Here is a 15777-nt window from a genome sequence, read left to right on the forward strand (position 1 = left end):
CACTCCGGTCTCATGGCGTGGCGGGGGCCCGGGTCGCCGCTCCGGTGATCTCCTCCCCCGCCTCCATCGGATGCGTGACGTCCTGCGCGTCCCGGCCCCTGCCGAGGTGGTTGAAGACCATGTTCAGCAGGACCGCCGCCACACACCCCGTCGATATGCCCGAGTCGAGGACGATCTTCGCGGTCTCCGGGAAGGCGTGGTAGAACTCCGGCGCGGTGATCGGGATGATGCCGACGGCGAGGGAGACGGCGACGATCAGGACGTTGTTGTCCTTGTCGAGGCCGGCCCGGACCAGGGTCTGGATGCCGCTCGCGGCGACCGAGCCGAACAGGACCACGCCCGCGCCGCCCAGCACCGGACGCGGTACGACGGCGATGAGCGAGGCCGCGACCGGGCACAGGCCCATCAGGACCAGGAACGCGCCGCCGGTGGCGACCACGAAGCGGCTGCGGATCCGGGTCATCGCCACCAGGCCGATGTTCTGGGCGAAGGCGCTGCACATGAAGCCGTTGAAGATCGGGCTGACCGCCGAGCCGAGGGTGTCGGCGCGCAGGCCCGCCGCGATGGTCTTCTCGTCCGCCTTGCGGTCGACGATCTCACCGAGCGCCAGCATGTCGGCGGTCGACTCGGTCATCGACACCACCATGACCACGCACATCGAGACGATCGCGGCCAGCTGGAACTGCGGGGCGCCGAAGTGGAACGGCGTGGGGAAGCCGACGATGTCCGCGTCCGCGACCGGCGAGAAGTCCGTCACCCCGAACGGGATCGCCAGCAGCGTTCCGACGACCAGGCCCAGCAGGACGGCGATCTGCTTGACGAAGCCGCGGGTGAAGCGGCGCAGCAGCAGCACGACGACCAGGGTCGCCGCCGCGAGGCCCAGGTTGGTCCGGGAACCGAAGTCGTCCGCCGTGGGACTGGCGCCCTGCGCCCAGCCGAAGGCGACCGGCAGCAGCGAGACCCCGATGAGGGTGATCACGGTGCCGGTGACGACCGGCGGGAAGAAGCGGACGGCCTTGCAGAAGACGGACGACGCGAGGAAGCCGAGCAGACCGGCGACCATGACCGCGCCGAAGATGATCGGCAGCGCGTCGGACTTGTCCCCGGTGGAGGCGACGACGGCGGTCATGGGGGCGACACCGGCGAAGGTGACGCCGTTGACGAACGGCAGGCGGGCGCCGATCTTCCAGATGCCGAGCGTCTGGAGGAAGGTCGCGAGGCCGGCGGTGAACAGGCAGGCGCCGGTGAGGAAGGTGAGTTCCGTGCCGGACAGGCCGATGGCCGCGCCGACGATCAGGGGTGGGGCGACGACTCCCGCGTACATCGCGGCCACGTGCTGCAGGCCCGTGGTCGCCATTCTGAGGAGGGGGAGTTTCTCGTCGACGGGGTGGACGGCTCGCTGCTCGGGGACGGTGGGCGGTACGGCATCGGGCTGAGCGGCCACGGCGGCTCCTCCGGTCGGGTACACGTCGGCTCCGACGTGGGTTTCAGGGAGGTGGTGCGTATGGGCATGGGGGTACCTCCCTGCTCGAGCGAAGCCGAGAGCTCGGGGGAGGAACCGTGACGGGTGTGCGAGAGGGGTAGGGGGACCGGTCCGGGGCGCACGCGGACGCGTGCGCCCCGGATACGGCCGCCATGGACCCCGCTCGGGTCCACGGCTGCCGGCCGGAAGCCGTCCCTCCCGGCCGGAGTCTTCGCCCGGTTCAGCCCTGGGCGGCGATCCGTGCCAGCCGCCGCGCCTCGTCCCGCGTGGAGCGGGCGATCGCGTCCTCGTCGACGTGCAGCAGCCGGCCGTTCTCGACGACCGCCTCGCCGTTGACGAGCGACAGCGTGACCGGGGCCGCCGCGCCGAAGACCAGCGCGGTCACCGGGTCGGCGATGGAGGCGTGGGCGAGGGTGTCCAGCTTCCACAGCACGAGGTCGGCCAGCTTGCCGGGCTCCAGGGAGCCGATCTGGTCGGCGCGGCCGAGCACCTGGGCGCCGCCGTGGGTGCCGAGTCGCAGCGCCTGACGGGCGTTCAGGGCGGCCTCGCGGTGGGCGCCGAGACGGTTGATGAGCAGGGCGTTGCGCAGCTCGGTGTGGAGTTCGCCGGACTCGTTCGACGCGGTGCCGTCGACGCCGAGGCCGACCGGGACGCCGGCGGAGAGCATGTCCGGCACCCGGGCGATACCGGCTGCCAGGCGGGCGTTGGAGGAGGGGCAGTGGGCGACGCCGGTCTTCGTCCGGGCGAAGGCGGCGATGTCGGAGTCGTTCATGTGGACGCAGTGCGCCATCCACACGTCCTCGCCGAGCCAGCCGGTCGACTCGAAGTAGTCGGTCGGGCCCATGCCGAACAGCTCGTGGCAGAACTTCTCCTCCTCCACGGTCTCCGAGCCGTGGGTGTGCAGGCGCACGCCGAGCCGGCGGGCCAGTTCGGCGCCCTGGCGCAGGAGGGCGGTGGAGACGGAGAACGGGGAGCAGGGCGCGACGGCGACCTGGGTCATGGCGTCGAAGGAGGCGTCGTGGTGCTGCCTGACGGTCTCCTCGGTCGCGGCGAGCGCGCCGTCGAGGGTCTCGACCGCGAAGTCCGGGGGCAGGCCGCCGTCCTTCTCGCCGCGGTCCATCGAGCCGCGGGCGAGGGTGAAGCGGACGCCGGTCTCGCGGGCGGCACGGATGATGGAGCCGGACAGGTCGCCGGAGCCCCGCGGGAAGACGTAGTGGTGGTCCATCGCCGTGGTGACGCCACCGCGGGCCATCATGGCGAGCGAGCCCTGTGCGGCCGCGTAGGTCATCTGCTCGTCGATGCGCGCCCAGACCGGGTACAGGGCGACGAGCCAGTCGAAGAGGTTGTGGTCCGTGGCCAGGCCCCGGGTGATCCACTGGTAGAAGTGGTGGTGGGTGTTGACCAGTCCGGGGGTCACGAGGTGGCCGGAGGCGTCGATACGGCGTACTACGTTCTCCAGGCCCTCGGGGGCCTTGCCCGAGCCGAGCGCCTCGATGCGGTTGCCGGCGACGACGACGTGTCCGGAGGCGTACTCGGTGTCGTCGGCGTCGACGGTCGCGATCGCACAGTTCTCGATGACGATGCGCTGGGCTGCTGCCATGGTTCGTCCTTTTCGCTCAGCGGACTTTGCTGGAGTGGGCACGGCAGGACCCTGGGAGTTTTGAGTGCCGCGGCCGGGGAGCCGGAAATCTGCGTCTCCGCCGGCCGCGGGTGCCGAAAGGGGGGTCGATCAGAGGTTGGTGAGGTCCGTCGGGATCCTCGCCTCGCAGCCGTCCCTGAGGATGGTGGCCTCGATCAGGCCGTAGGGACGGTCGGCGGCGAAGTACACCTCGTTGTCGTTCTTCAGACCGAACGGCTCCAGGTCCACCAGGAAGTGGTGCTTGTTCGGGAGGCTGAAGCGGACCTCGTCGATCTCGCTGCGGTGGTTGATGATGCGGGAGCCCATCTGGTACAGCGTCTGCTGCAGCGACAGCGAGTACGTCTCGGCGAAGGCCTGGAGCATGTGCTTCCTGGTCTGCTCGTAGGACTTCTCCCAGTTGGGCATCTTCTGCTCGTCGTCGTTCCAGTTGAACCGCCAGCGGCCGGAGACCTGGGTGGCCAGGATGCGGTCGTAGGCCTCAGGGAGCGTCGTGTACTTGTCCTTGACGAAGCCCCAGAACTCGGAGTTGGTCGAGTTCATCACGACCAGGTCCTTCAGGCCCGAGACGACCTCCCACGACGAGCCGTCGTAGGTGATCTGCGTCAGCCGGGTCTCCTGGCCCTGGCGGACGAAGGAGTGCTTGACCTCGTCCGCGCCGATGAACTTCGAGTTGGCGTCGGAGGTCGCGATCCGCTCCCAGGTGTACTCCTCGATGCGGATCCGGGCCCGGTGGATCGGTTCCTGCGAGGTGACGAAGTGCCGGGCGAGGTGGATGCCGAACTGCTCGGCGGACTCGATCCCGTACTCCTTGGCGAACGCGAACACCGTGTTCTTGGTGGTGTCGGTCGGCAGCACGTTGGCGTTGGAGCCCGAGTAGTGGACCTCGTCCATGTCGCCGCTCAGGGCGACCGACACGTTCAAGTCCTTGATGTGGTGGGTGGCGCCGTCCCGCGTGATCTTCACGACTCGGTTCTCGGCCTTGCCGTACTGGTTCTGTCCCAGGATCACAGGGTGGGCAGGGCGGGAATTGAGTGCCATGTCTGCTAGCTCCCTCGGTAAACGGAGTAGCCGAACGGGTTGAGCAGCAGCGGTACGTGGTAGTGCTCGCCCGGCACGACGGCGAAAGTGATCGCCACCTCCGGGAAGAACACCCCAGGTCCGCTGTCCCGATTCGCGGGGGCGTCCTGCTGCGCATCGGCTTGCTTCTTCTCGAAATACGACTCGACGGCGAAGTCGAGCCGTACGTGGGTCGTCCCCTCCGGCAGGGCCGGAAGGTCCTTGCACCGGCCGTCGGCATCGGTCGCGGAACCACCGAGCGCCTCCCAGTCCGCCGCGCGCCCGGCACGGGCGGAGAGCTGGACGGCGACGCCCTCGGCGGGGCGGCCGACGGAGGTGTCCAGGATGTGGGTGGACACGGAGGCGGTGGTGCTGGTGCTCATGGTGTCAGGCGTCCTCTTCGACGAGTCGGGCCAGTCGGATGCGGTTGATCTTCCCCAGCTCGGTGCGGACGATCTCCCGCTCCAGCTCCGGCGAGTGCCCGATGCGCTCCTTGACCGCGTCGCGCATCTGCTCGCCGGTGCGCCCGGTGGCGCAGATCAGGAAGACATGGCCGAACTTCTCCTGGTAGGCCAGGTTCAGTTCCAGCATCTCCGCCTTGAGCTCCTCGGAGGCGCCGGCCATGCCGCGCTGTTCCCGGGCCGAGGCGGGGTCGCCCGGCTTGGGGCGGCCGATCGGCGGGTGTCCGGCCATCGCCTCGTCGAGGTCCCCGGCCGTCAGCCCGGCGGTCGCGGCGTCACCGGCGGCGTAGAGGTCCTCGGTGGTGGCGTAGGGGCGGGCGGCGAGGAGCCGGTTCGCCCAGGCCGTGGAAGCACACGCCTCGCGCAGCGCGGTGAGGGCCGCGTGCTCCTCCAGGGCGTTGAAGCGGGCCAGGCCCGGCGGCGTGGAAGTGGACGTCACGGGAGCCTCCGTGGCCTTGTCGGCCTTCGTACTGAACGGGCTGCGGACAGCTAACGCCCTCCGAAACATCACGTCAACAGTTTGTTGAAAATTCGGGGCAAAAAAAACCGCCGCCCCCGCACTGCACGGGACGGCGGTCGCACACCGGAGGAAAAGCCCAGGTCAGGCCTCTTTGTCGCGGTTCAGGTAGTTGTAGACGGTGAACCGGCTGACGCCGAGCGCACCCGCCACCGTCTCCACACCGTGCCGCACCGAGAAGGCGCCCCGCGCCTCCAGTATGCGCACCACCTCCTGCTTGGACCTGCGGTCCAGCTCGGACAGCGGCTTGCCCTGCCGACGCTCCATGGCCGCGAGGATGTGGTCGAGGGAGTCGGCGAGCTGAGGCAGCCGCACACCGACCACGTCGACACCCTCCCAGGCCAGCACGACGTCGTCGGCGCTCGCCTCGTCCGGGGCGATCAGCACGCCGCCCATGGCGTCGACCAGTGGCTTCACCGCGGCGATGAAGGACTCGTTGCCGGTCACTTATCACCCTCCCCGACCACGTTGACCTGGAGCGAGACACGGGTGGCGCCGGCCTGCAGGGCCCTGCGCAGCAGGGCGTCCACGGCGGTCAGCACCTCGTCGACTCCGCCCTCGGCGGTGTTGCCGAAGGGACCGACGTCCACGGCGTCCAACTCGGCCGCCTCGATGACCTCGCGGGCCACCAGCGCGTGCGCGGGTGCCTCGTCGAGGTCGAAGGGTTCGGTCGTGAATTCCACTCTCAGTCGCACGCGCTCAACCTAACGCGCCCCACTGCCTTCCGGGCAGCCCGTGCCGGTACCGATCCCGCGACGGACCGCCGGATCCGCGGGAGGCGTTTTTTGCCGGTCGGCCTTGACAGCCCTCACCCACCGCGGGCACTCTTCCGTTAAGCAGAAATCAACTTCCGCAATACGGAAACGTCCAGCAGGAAGGGAGCGCCGACCCCGATGGGATTCGCAGACCAGCGCTTCAACGTCAACCTGTCGATCCTCTTCACGGAACTCCCGCTCCTGGAGCGCCCGGCCGCGGCCGCCGCGGCCGGCTTCACCGCGGTCGAGCTGTGGTGGCCCTGGGTCGACTCCCCCGCCCCCGAGCGGTCCGAGCTCGACGCCCTGAAGCGGGCGATCGAGGAGGCGGGCGTCCAGCTCACCGGCCTGAACTTCTACGCCGGCCGACTCCCCGGCCCCGACCGCGGCGCCCTGTCGGTCCCCGGTGAGGAGTCGGAGCGGTTCCGCGCGAACATCGACGTGGCCGCCGACTTCGCCGCGTCCCTCGGCTGCAAGGCACTGAACGCGCTCTACGGCAACCGTGTGGCGGGCGTCGACCCGGCCGAGCAGGACGCCCTCGCCGTGGAGAACCTGGTCCTCGCGGCCCGCGCCGCCGACCAGATCGGCGCGATCCTGCTGATCGAGGCCCTCAACAAGCCGGAGTCGCCGCTGTACCCGCTGGTGTCGGCACCGGCCGCGATCGGCATCGTCGACAAGGTCAACGAGGCCTCCGGCCTCGGCAACGCCCGGTTCCTGATGGACCTCTACCACCTGTCGATGAACGGCGAGGACCTGCCGCAGGTGATCGCCGCGTACGCCGAGAAGACCGGCCATGTGCAGATCGCCGACAACCCGGGCCGGGGCGCGCCGGGCACGGGCGCGCTGCCGCTGGAGGACCTCCTCGACCAACTCGCCAAGGCCGGTTACGACGGCTGGGTCGGTCTGGAGTACAAGCCGGGCGACCGGCCGAGCGCCGAGGCCTTCGCATGGCTGCCGGCCGAGGCCCGCGCCGCGCGCTGACCCGAAGCCCTGACCTGGCGTCACATCATCGACGGATCACAGCAGTTCAGAGAGGCACCCTCAAAATGAGCACCCTTCCCAAGATCGCCTGGATCGGCCTCGGCATCATGGGCTCCCCCATGTCGGAGAACCTGATCAAGGCCGGCTACGACGTGACCGGCTTCACGCTGGAGCAGGAGAAGCTGGACCGGCTGGCCGCCGCCGGCGGCTCCGCCGCCCCCTCGATCGCCGAGGCCGTCCGGGACGCCGACGTGGTCATCACCATGGTGCCCGCGTCCCCGCAGGTCGAGGCCATCGCGTACGGCCCGGACGGCATCCTGGAGAACGCGCAGCGGGGCGCCCTGCTGATCGACATGTCCTCGATCACCCCGCAGACCTCCGTGGACCTGGCAGCCGCCGCCCGCGACAAGGGCATCCGGGTGCTGGACGCCCCGGTGTCCGGTGGTGAGGCCGGCGCCGTCGAGGCCGTGCTGTCCATCATGATCGGCGGCGAGCAGGCCGACTTCGACCAGGCCAAGCCGATCTTCGAGGCGCTGGGCAGGACCATCGTGCTGTGCGGTCCGCACGGCTCCGGCCAGACCGTGAAGGCCGCCAACCAGCTCATCGTCGCCGTGAACATCCAGGCGTGCGCCGAGGCCGTGGTCTTCCTGGAGAAGTCCGGCGTGGACCTGAAGGCGGCGCTGGACGTCCTCAACGGCGGGCTGGCCGGCTCGACCGTGCTGACCCGGAAGAAGGACAACTTCCTGAACCGGGACTTCAGGCCGGGCTTCCGGATCGACCTGCACCACAAGGACATGGGCATCGTCACCGACGCGGCCCGCAACGTCGGGGCGGCGCTGCCGGTCGGCGCCGTGGTCGCCCAGCTGGTGGCCTCCCTGCGCACGCAGGGCGACGGCGGCCTGGACCACTCCGCGCTGCTGCGGGCCGTGGAGCGCCTGTCCGGCGCCCAGGTCTGACCCTTTCGAGACTTCCGGGCGGCGCCGCCGCTGACACCTGTCCTGTCGCGCCCAGGCGGTGGCGCCGCCCGGAACCCCCCTCGACTTCAACAAACTGTTGACGTCGCGATCGCCCCGAACCTAGGCTCCACAAAGCGGATACTCCACGAAGTGGAAGTCTTTTTCCGCTGCCCATCGTACGGAAGGTCTCCATGTCGAAGCGCGTGCTCACCACCGAGTCCGGCGCCCCGGTCGCCGACAACCAGAACTCCGCCTCCGCCGGCGTCGGCGGTCCGCTCCTGCTCCAGGACCAGCACCTGCTGGAGAAGCTGGCGCGCTTCAACCGCGAGCGCATCCCGGAGCGCGTGGTGCACGCACGCGGCTCGGGCGCGTACGGCTACTTCGAGGTGACCGACGACGTCACCGGCTTCACCCACGCCGACTTCCTGAGCACCGTCGGCAGGCGCACCGAGACGTTCGTGCGCTTCTCGACCGTCGCGGACTCGCTGGGCGGCGCGGACGCCGTGCGCGACCCGCGCGGCTTCGCCGTCAAGTTCTACACGGAAGAGGGCAATTACGATCTCGTCGGGAACAACACGCCGGTCTTCTTCGTCAAAGACCCGATCAAGTTCCCCGACTTCATCCACTCGCAGAAGCGCGACCCGTTCACCGGCCGCCAGGAGCCGGACAACGTCTGGGACTTCTGGGCGCACGCCCCCGAGGCCACCCACCAGGTGACCTGGCTGATGGGCGACCGCGGCATCCCGGCCTCGTACCGCCACATGAACGGCTACGGCTCGCACACCTACCAGTGGACCAACGCCGACGGCGAGGCCTTCTTCGTCAAGTACCACTTCAAGACGAACCAGGGCATCCGCTGCCTGAGCACCGAGCAGGCCGCCGAGACCGCGGGCAAGGACGCGAGCTCGCACCAGACGGACCTGCTCCAGGCCATCGAGCGGGGCGTCAACCCGTCGTGGACCCTGTACGTGCAGGTCATGCCGGCCGCCGAGGCGGCGGACTACCGTTTCAACCCGTTCGACCTGACCAAGGTCTGGCCGCACAAGGACCACCCGCTGCAGCGTGTGGGCCGCCTGGTCCTCGACCGCAACCCGGACAACGTCTTCGCCGAGGTCGAGCAGGCCGCGTTCTCCCCGAACAACTTCGTTCCGGGGATCGGCCCCTCCCCCGACAAGATGCTCCAGGGCCGCCTGTTCGCCTACGCGGACGCGCACCGCTACCGCCTGGGCGTCAACCACACGCTGCTCGCGGTCAACGCCCCGAAGGCGACCACCGCGCAGAACTACGGCCGCGACGGCTTCATGGCGAACAACGCCCAGGGCCGGCACGCCAAGAACTACGAGCCGAACTCCTACGACGGCCCGGTCGAGACCGGCCGCCCGCTGTCGGCCCCGCTGGCGGTGTCCGGCCACACCGGCACCCATGTGGCGCCGCCGCACACCAAGGACGACGACTTCGTCCAGGCGGGCGAGCTGTACCGCCTGATGTCCGCCGAGGAGAAGTCCCGGCTGATCGCCAACATCGCCGGCAGCCTCTCGCAGGTCTCCCGCGACGACGTGGTCGAGAAGAACCTGGCCCACTTCCACGCCGCCGACCCCGAGTACGGCAAGCGCGTGGAGGAGGCGGTCCGCGCCCTGCGCGAGGACTGAACCCAAGGGCTGCGCCCGGACCCTGACGGGAGGTCAGAAGTCCGGACGCACCGCCCGCCAGGCCACCGGCGACCCGGATGAGGGGTGGTCGACCGGCGGCCGGGCGGGCAAGGCGAGGACCGCGGCGGCGTGCGAGCCAGTGCGGTGGTGAAGGTCCCGGAGCTCCTTCTTCGACCTGAGGGGAAGGAACCCGGTGCTGTCGCCGTCCGCCGCGGTCCCAGCCACACAGACTCCGTCCGGCGGCGCGAATGTCCTGTCGCGCCCAGCCTCGCACCGCCGGACGGCCACACCTCACCGGCCGGGAAGTGCCGGGTACGGACGGTCCCGTACCCCGCGCTTCCCCGTGTCCGGGGCTCCGGGCACGGGGGTGCGAAACCGCTCCGGCCGCAGCACCCTGAAGGCATGGCACATCCACCGGAGCACCCGCACGTGGTGGTGCATCCGCCGGCCCTGGACGGCTCGCGGCGGGTCACCGAGGGCGACGAGACACTGGGCGTCGCCACGCACCTGGACGACGTCGGCGAGATCCTGCGGCTCGCCGACCTCTATGTGACCGACGTCGAGGACACCGACTTCATCGAGTGGCAGGGCGGCGGCCCGGAGGACTGGCCCGGACTGTCGGAGCACCACGAGCACCACTAACACCACCAGCAGCAAAGCCACCCCGCGAATCACAGACATCACGAGCAGCCGGGGCGGGCCGGCCGCGCGTACGCCAGGGTGCGTACGCCGGGTACGGCTCCCTCAAATCCAGCTCTGAAGGCGTCCCGGGATGCTTCGAGTGCGCCCTGGGGCGGGCACATACTCCTCACACGCCGGGGCCCGCCGGCACGGGGGCGGCGGGCCCCGGCTCACGGGGGTGGGTTGTGACGAGCCACGAAGCGCGCACGGAGCGGCTGGGACCGCACGAGATCGGCCTGCTGCGGGGCGGCCCACGGGGCGCCGTCACGGTCGCCGTGCTGGGCCTGCATCTGCGGGGCCTCGTCGAGGCGGGACGGCCCGGCACCCTGCGCCGGGCGGCGGCCTTCCCCGCACCCGACCACCCGCTGGAGAAGGCGGTCCGCGTCGGTCTCCACCGCCCCGCCGGCATTAGGGAGTTACCCACGCGTGCGGCCGTGCGCCTCGCCCTCGCCCGGATGCGCGGCGACCTCACCGCGGACGGGCTGCTGCGCTCGGGGCTGCCCGGCCCGACCCGCACCGGACGCCGGCACCTCACCGCGCTGCGCGCCCGGCACCCGCTTCCCACCGCCCCCGACGGCCTCACCGACGAGGAGATGCTCCTCGCGGTCGCCCTCCACGGCGGCCGGGCCCTGACGGCGCTCCTACCGCACTTCACCCGCGCCTCGGGGCTGGCCGGTCGTGGCACCCTCGCGGACGAGGGACGCTTCCCGTTCGGCCGGGGCACCGACCTGCGCCGCACCTTCGGCGCCGAGGAGGACCACACGCCCGGCGACGGCTGGTCCGGTGGCCACCACGGCGGAGGCGGGGGCCACGGGTGCGGCGGAGGCGGCGGAGGCGGGGACTGAGCCACGGCACGCCGAGAGGGCGGCCCACCCTCGGGTGAGCCGCCCTCGACCTGCGTGCGGGACGGACCGCGTGTCAGACCTTCAGCGTCCTGATCGACGTCGGCGCGTGCCCGGGCTCCGTCGCGAGCTCCTCGAACTCCACGACGTTGCTGATGTCGTTCGTGGCCGACATGGAGATGTTGGTGATCCGCTCCAGGATCGCCTCGACCACCACCGGCACCCGGAACTCGGCGGCGAGCTTCTTGGCCTGCTCGAAGGCCGCGCCCAGCTCGCTGGGGTCGGTCACCCGGATCGCCTTGCAGCCGAGGCCTTCGGCGACCTTGACGTGGTCGACGCCGTAGATGCCGAGTTCGGGCGAGTTGAGGTTCTCGAACTCCAGGTTGACCTGGAAGTCGATCTCGAACGCCCGCTGCGCCTGGCGGATCAGGCCCAGGTAGGAGTTGTTCACCAGGACGTGCACGTACGGGATGCGGTGCTGGGCGCCGACCGCCAGCTCCTCGATCATGAACTGGAAGTCGTAGTCGCCGGAGAGGGCGACCACGGAAGCCTCCGGGTCTGCCTTGGCGACGCCGAGCGCCGCCGGGATGGTCCAGCCGAGGGGGCCCGCCTGGCCGCAGTTGATCCAGTGCCGCGGGCGGTAGACGTGCAGCATCTGGGCGCCGGCGATCTGCGAGAGGCCGATGGTGGTGACGTACCGCGTCTCCGGGCCGAAGGCCTTGTTCATCTCCTCGTACACGCGTTGCGGCTTGATCGGGATGTTGTCGAAGTGGGTGCGCCGCTGGAGGGTGGCCTTCCTCTCCTGCGCGGCGGCGGACCAGGCGGAGCGGTCGGGCAGCTTGCCGGCCGCCTTCAGCTCCCGGGCCACCTCGACGAACAGCTCCAGCGCGGCCTTGGCGTCGGAGGCGATGCCGTAGTCGGGCGCGAAGATCTTGCCGATCTGGGTCGGCTCGATGTCGACGTGCACGAACTTCCGGCCGGCGGTGTAGACGTCGATCCTGCCGGTGTGGCGGTTGGCCCAGCGGTTGCCGATGCCCAGGACGAAGTCGGACTCCAGGAACGTCGCGTTGCCGTAGCGGTGCGAGGTCTGCAGGCCGACCATGCCGGCGTTCAGCTCGTGGTCGTCCGGGACGGTGCCCCAGCCCATCAGGGTGGGCACGACCGGAGTGCCGGTGAGCTCGGCGAACTCCACGAGGAGTTCGGCGGCGTCGGCGTTGATGACGCCGCCGCCGGCCACGATCAGCGGGCGCTCGGAGGCGTTCAGCATCCCGATCGCCTTCTCGATCTGGGCGCGGGAGGCGGCCGGCTTGTAGACCGGCAGCGGCTCGTACGTCTCCGGGTCGAACTCGATCTCGGTGAGCTGGACGTCGATCGGCAGGTCGATGAGGACCGGGCCCGGACGGCCGGAGCGCATCAGGTGGAACGCCTGCTGGAAGACGCCCGGGACCTGGGCGGCCTCCAGCACGGTGACCGCCATCTTGGTCACCGGCTTGGCGATGGAGGCGATGTCGACGGCCTGGAAGTCCTCTTTGTGGATCACCGCGGTCGGCGCCTGGCCGGTGATGCACAGGATCGGGATCGAGTCGCCGGTCGCGGAGTACAGGCCGGTGATCATGTCGGTGCCGGCCGGGCCGGAGGTGCCGATGCACACGCCGATGTTGCCGGGGTGGGTACGGGTGTAGCCCTCGGCCATGTGCGAGGCGCCCTCGACGTGGCGGGCGAGGGTGTGGCTGATGCCGCCGGACGCCTTGAGTGCCGCGTAGAACGGGTTGATCGCCGCGCCCGGCACACCGAACGCGTCCGTGACGCCCTCGCGCCTGAGGATCTCGACTGCCGCGCGGGCAGCGGTCATACGAGCCATTGAGTACTCCTGCTTCGGCTGTCGGATGCGTACTCCCGTCGCGCCCCGCCGGTGAGCACTTCCGTATAGCGGAAAGTAACTTCTACGATCTGGAAGCAATGTAAGGCTCGGCGCCAAATGCCGTCAAGGGACGGACAGGCGGGGGGAGACAGGGGCACCATGTGGCTATGCCCGAGAGCCTGCCGGTGCGCTGCCCGGCCTGCCGGCGCGAGCATCTCTACACCGCGCCGTCCTACCCCTGTGCCTGCGGCGCCCCCGCCGGCCCGGCGCCGGACCCGCACGCCGCGCCGGAGCACGTCGCGCACCGCAGCTGGGACGAGGAGTGGGTCGAGGTCGCCTGCGCCCCGTGCGGCCGGCGCAACCAGTGGCCGCGCCCGGAACTGGGCTGCCCCTGCGGAGCGGTGCTGCGCCTGCCGGTGGCGGTCCCGGCCCCCGGCCCCCGGCCGCCGATCGCCCTGCGCACCGCCCGCGACGCGGTCACGGCCGCCGCCCTCTATCTGCATCGCCTCGGCCACCGCGACCTGCGCCGTGCCGACCAGCGGCCCCCGTCCGGGATAGGGCTCTCGGCCCACGGCCTGCTGGCCCAGGTCGACCCCTCCGAGCGCCCGGCCACGGTACGGGACGTGGAGTGCCTGTGGCTGATGGCCATGTCGGAGTCCGTGCGCTGCGTGTACTTCTCGCTCTCCGGATACGCCGTCGAGGCCCGCGCCCGCGCCGACACCCTCGGCGTCCCGTTGTTCGCCGTGGACGACCCCACCGGCCCCCCGCGCCCGGTGAACCAGCCCGCCGACGCCCTGCACGCCACCCTGGACTGAGCCGGCGCACGCCCTGGAGGTTGTAGCCGCCCGACACCTCAAGGTTCTGGGCGGTGACCCAGCGGCTCTCGTCGGAGAAGAGGGTGGCGATCATCGCGCCGATGTCGTCGGGCTCGCCGACCCGGCCCAGCGCGGTCTTCGCGGCGAGGGCCGGGACGACCTCGGGGAACCGGGTGAAATACGCGCGAAGGCGCGCGCCGACGTCAGCGGAAGTCCTCCTCGCGGTACTCGTCCACCGAGCCCGCGGCCGTGGCCTCGCGCAGCTCGATACGGCGGATCTTGCCGGAGACGGTCTTCGGCAGGCTCCCGAACTCCAGCCTGCGGATGCGCTTGTACGGCGCGAGGGTGTCACGGGAGTGCTCGAACAGCACCTTCGCCGTGTCGGGCCCCGGCTCCCAGCCCTCGGCGAGGACGACGTACGCCTTGGGGACGGCGAGGCGCAGCTCGTCGGGGGCGGGCACGACGGCCGCTTCGGCCACCGCCTCGTGTTCCAGCAGGGCGCTCTCCAGCTCGAACGGGGAGATCTTGTAGTCGGAGGCCTTGAAGACGTCGTCGGCGCGGCCGACGTAGGTGATGTATCCGTCCTCGTCACGGGAGCCGATGTCGCCGGTGTGGTAGTAGCCGCCCGCCATCGCCTCCGCCGTGCGGTCCGCGTCGCCGTGGTAGCCGGTCATCAGGCCGACCGGGCGGGTGGACAGGTCGAGCGCGATCTCGCCCTCGGCGGCACCCGGCGCACCGGTCACCGGATCCAGCAGCGTCACGTGGTAGCCGGGGCTCGGACGGCCCATGGAGCCCGTCTTCAGCGGTTGCCCCGGGCTGTTGGACACCTGCACCGCGGTCTCCGTCTGCCCGAACCCGTCCCGGATGGTCACCCCCCACGCCCGCCGCACCTGCTCGATGACCTCGGGGTTGAGCGGCTCCCCGGCGGCCACCACTTCCCGGGGCACCGTGCGCAGCTGGGTCAGGTCGGCCTGGATCAGCATCCGCCACACCGTCGGCGGGGCGCAGAAGGTGGTCACGCCCGCCCGGTCCATCTCCGCCATCAGGCGAGGCGCGTCGAAACGGGCGTAGTTGTGCAGGAAGACGGTCGCCTCGGCGTTCCACGGCGCGAACAGGTTGGACCAGGCGTGCTTGGCCCAGCCCGGTGAGGAGATGTTCAGATGCACGTCGCCGGGCTTGAGGCCGATCCAGTACATGGTCGCCAAGTGCCCGATCGGGTACGACGTGTGGGTCTGCTCGACCAGCTTGGGGCGGGCCGTCGTCCCGGAGGTGAAGTAGAGCATCAGCGTGTCGTCGGCGTGGGTGGGACCGTCGGGCGTGAAGCCGGCGGGGGCCGCGTAGGCGTCCTCGTAGCGCAGCCAGCCCTCGGGCGCGCCCCCGACGGCGATGCGCGTCCAGTCGCCCGGCACGTCGGCGAACTTGCCGCTGTCCTCGGCGCGGACCAGCACGTGCCGGACGCGCCCGCGCTCCATCCGGTCCCGCAGGTCCGCCGGGCCGAGCAGCGGCGTGGCCGGGATGACCACGGCGCGCAGTTTCACCGCGGCCAGGGCCGTCTCCCACAGCTCGACCTGGTTGCCCAGCATCACGAGGATCCGGTCACCGGCGCCGACGCCGCGGGCGCGCAGCCAGTTGGCGGCACGCGCCGACCGCTCGGCCATGGCGGCGAAGGAGAGCTTCAGCTCGGTGCCGTCCTCCTCGACGATGTGCAGGGCCGTGCGGTCGTTGCCGTCCGCGACGACGTCGAACCAGTCCAGCGCCCAGTTGAAGTGCTCCGGACGCGGCCAGCGGAATCCCGCGCAGGCGGTGTCGTAGTCCTCGCGGTGTCGCAGCAGGAAGTCCCGGGCCTCGCGGAACTGCTCCGTCGCCGTCGTCATCTGTCCTCCTCGGTGCCGGACCGTCGCCGGGCGGCTCGCTCACATCGTGTACCGCGTGACCCAGGTGTCACCACCCCGCGACAGCGGTGTGTGCCGCGTGCCGAGGGTGCTCCTCCCACGCAGGGCCGCAGACACCCCGGCGCCCACGCGTAGGCGGCCCTCGGTACGGGCAGACCATTCACCTGACCGTCGTCTGAATTTGCCCATGCA

The 15777-nt window shown here is 70.8% G+C and carries 15 protein-coding genes and 1 pseudogene; 6 read left to right on the forward strand and 10 right to left on the reverse strand.

The genetic code is table 11. The features are described 5' to 3' along the window. Positions 1-10: 10 nt before the first annotated feature. The 7 genes from ACFV6X_RS00710 to ACFV6X_RS00740 all read right to left on the reverse strand — a co-directional run bounded on the left by ACFV6X_RS00710 (position 11) and on the right by ACFV6X_RS00740 (position 5851). Positions 11-1357: a nucleobase:cation symporter-2 family protein gene (locus ACFV6X_RS00710; RefSeq protein WP_385376247.1), complete on the reverse strand. Its 1347-nt coding sequence runs from the start codon at positions 1355-1357 to the stop codon at positions 11-13. Between the two features lie 346 nt (positions 1358-1703). Then, a complete protein-coding gene (locus ACFV6X_RS00715; RefSeq protein WP_385375567.1) occupies positions 1704-3083 on the reverse strand; it encodes an 8-oxoguanine deaminase in 1380 nt (459 codons plus the stop codon). Positions 3084-3212: 129 nt separating this feature from the next. Next, positions 3213-4160: a factor-independent urate hydroxylase gene (gene pucL, locus ACFV6X_RS00720; protein WP_385375570.1), complete on the reverse strand. Its 948-nt coding sequence runs from the start codon at positions 4158-4160 to the stop codon at positions 3213-3215. A gap of 5 nt (positions 4161-4165) precedes the next feature. Then, entirely contained in the window at positions 4166-4561 is a 396-nt protein-coding gene (gene uraH, locus ACFV6X_RS00725; protein ID WP_385375573.1) for a hydroxyisourate hydrolase, read from the reverse strand. Positions 4562-4565: 4 nt separating this feature from the next. Beyond that, positions 4566-5078 (reverse strand): 2-oxo-4-hydroxy-4-carboxy-5-ureidoimidazoline decarboxylase, encoded by a 513-nt coding sequence (gene uraD, locus ACFV6X_RS00730; protein WP_385375575.1) that lies wholly within the window; start codon positions 5076-5078, stop codon positions 4566-4568. Positions 5079-5240: 162 nt separating this feature from the next. Then, positions 5241-5603, reverse strand: a complete 363-nt coding sequence (locus ACFV6X_RS00735; RefSeq protein WP_385375578.1) for a helix-turn-helix domain-containing protein — start codon at positions 5601-5603, stop codon at positions 5241-5243. Further along, positions 5600-5851 carry a thiamine-binding protein gene (locus tag ACFV6X_RS00740; RefSeq protein WP_385375581.1) on the reverse strand — a complete coding sequence of 84 codons (252 nt, stop codon included), beginning with the start codon at positions 5849-5851 and terminating at the stop codon, positions 5600-5602. Before ACFV6X_RS00740 ends, ACFV6X_RS00735 begins: the two co-directional genes overlap by 4 nt. A 198-nt stretch (positions 5852-6049) precedes the next feature. Between ACFV6X_RS00740 and ACFV6X_RS00745 the strand changes: the two genes are divergently transcribed. From ACFV6X_RS00745 to ACFV6X_RS00765, 5 genes are all read left to right on the forward strand, one after another. Continuing rightward, positions 6050-6889 carry a TIM barrel protein gene (locus ACFV6X_RS00745; protein ID WP_385375584.1) on the forward strand — a complete coding sequence of 280 codons (840 nt, stop codon included), beginning with the start codon at positions 6050-6052 and terminating at the stop codon, positions 6887-6889. 65 nt (positions 6890-6954) lie between these two features. Then, positions 6955-7845 carry a 2-hydroxy-3-oxopropionate reductase gene (locus tag ACFV6X_RS00750; protein ID WP_385375587.1) on the forward strand — a complete coding sequence of 297 codons (891 nt, stop codon included), beginning with the start codon at positions 6955-6957 and terminating at the stop codon, positions 7843-7845. Positions 7846-8036: 191 nt separating this feature from the next. Continuing rightward, a complete protein-coding gene (locus tag ACFV6X_RS00755; protein ID WP_385375590.1) occupies positions 8037-9494 on the forward strand; it encodes a catalase in 1458 nt (485 codons plus the stop codon). 402 nt (positions 9495-9896) lie between these two features. Continuing rightward, entirely contained in the window at positions 9897-10136 is a 240-nt protein-coding gene (locus ACFV6X_RS00760) for a hypothetical protein (RefSeq protein WP_365456983.1), read from the forward strand. A 224-nt stretch (positions 10137-10360) separates the two neighbouring features. Further along, positions 10361-11020: a TIGR04222 domain-containing membrane protein gene (locus ACFV6X_RS00765; protein WP_385375593.1), complete on the forward strand. Its 660-nt coding sequence runs from the start codon at positions 10361-10363 to the stop codon at positions 11018-11020. A 73-nt stretch (positions 11021-11093) separates the two neighbouring features. Here the strand turns inward: ACFV6X_RS00765 and gcl are convergent, their stop codons facing one another. Continuing rightward, positions 11094-12878, reverse strand: coding sequence for a glyoxylate carboligase (gene gcl / locus ACFV6X_RS00770; protein ID WP_385375596.1), 1785 nt, complete (start codon positions 12876-12878; stop codon positions 11094-11096). A 167-nt stretch (positions 12879-13045) separates the two neighbouring features. Here gcl and ACFV6X_RS00775 point away from each other — a divergent pair, with 167 nt between their 5' ends. Then, positions 13046-13693: a hypothetical protein gene (locus tag ACFV6X_RS00775; RefSeq protein WP_385375598.1), complete on the forward strand. Its 648-nt coding sequence runs from the start codon at positions 13046-13048 to the stop codon at positions 13691-13693. Between the two features lie 31 nt (positions 13694-13724). Here ACFV6X_RS00775 and ACFV6X_RS00780 read toward each other — a convergent pair. Both ACFV6X_RS00780 and ACFV6X_RS00785 read right to left on the reverse strand, forming a co-directional pair. Further along, positions 13725-13859 (reverse strand): annotated as a pseudogene (locus ACFV6X_RS00780) (SDR family oxidoreductase); the annotation flags it as partial. A 37-nt stretch (positions 13860-13896) separates the two neighbouring features. Then, positions 13897-15567: an AMP-binding protein gene (locus tag ACFV6X_RS00785; protein WP_385375601.1), complete on the reverse strand. Its 1671-nt coding sequence runs from the start codon at positions 15565-15567 to the stop codon at positions 13897-13899. Positions 15568-15777: the final 210 nt, after the last annotated feature.

This window comes from Streptomyces sp. NPDC059861 (genome assembly GCF_042731435.1).
Classification (GTDB): Bacteria; Actinomycetota; Actinomycetes; order Streptomycetales; family Streptomycetaceae; genus Streptomyces.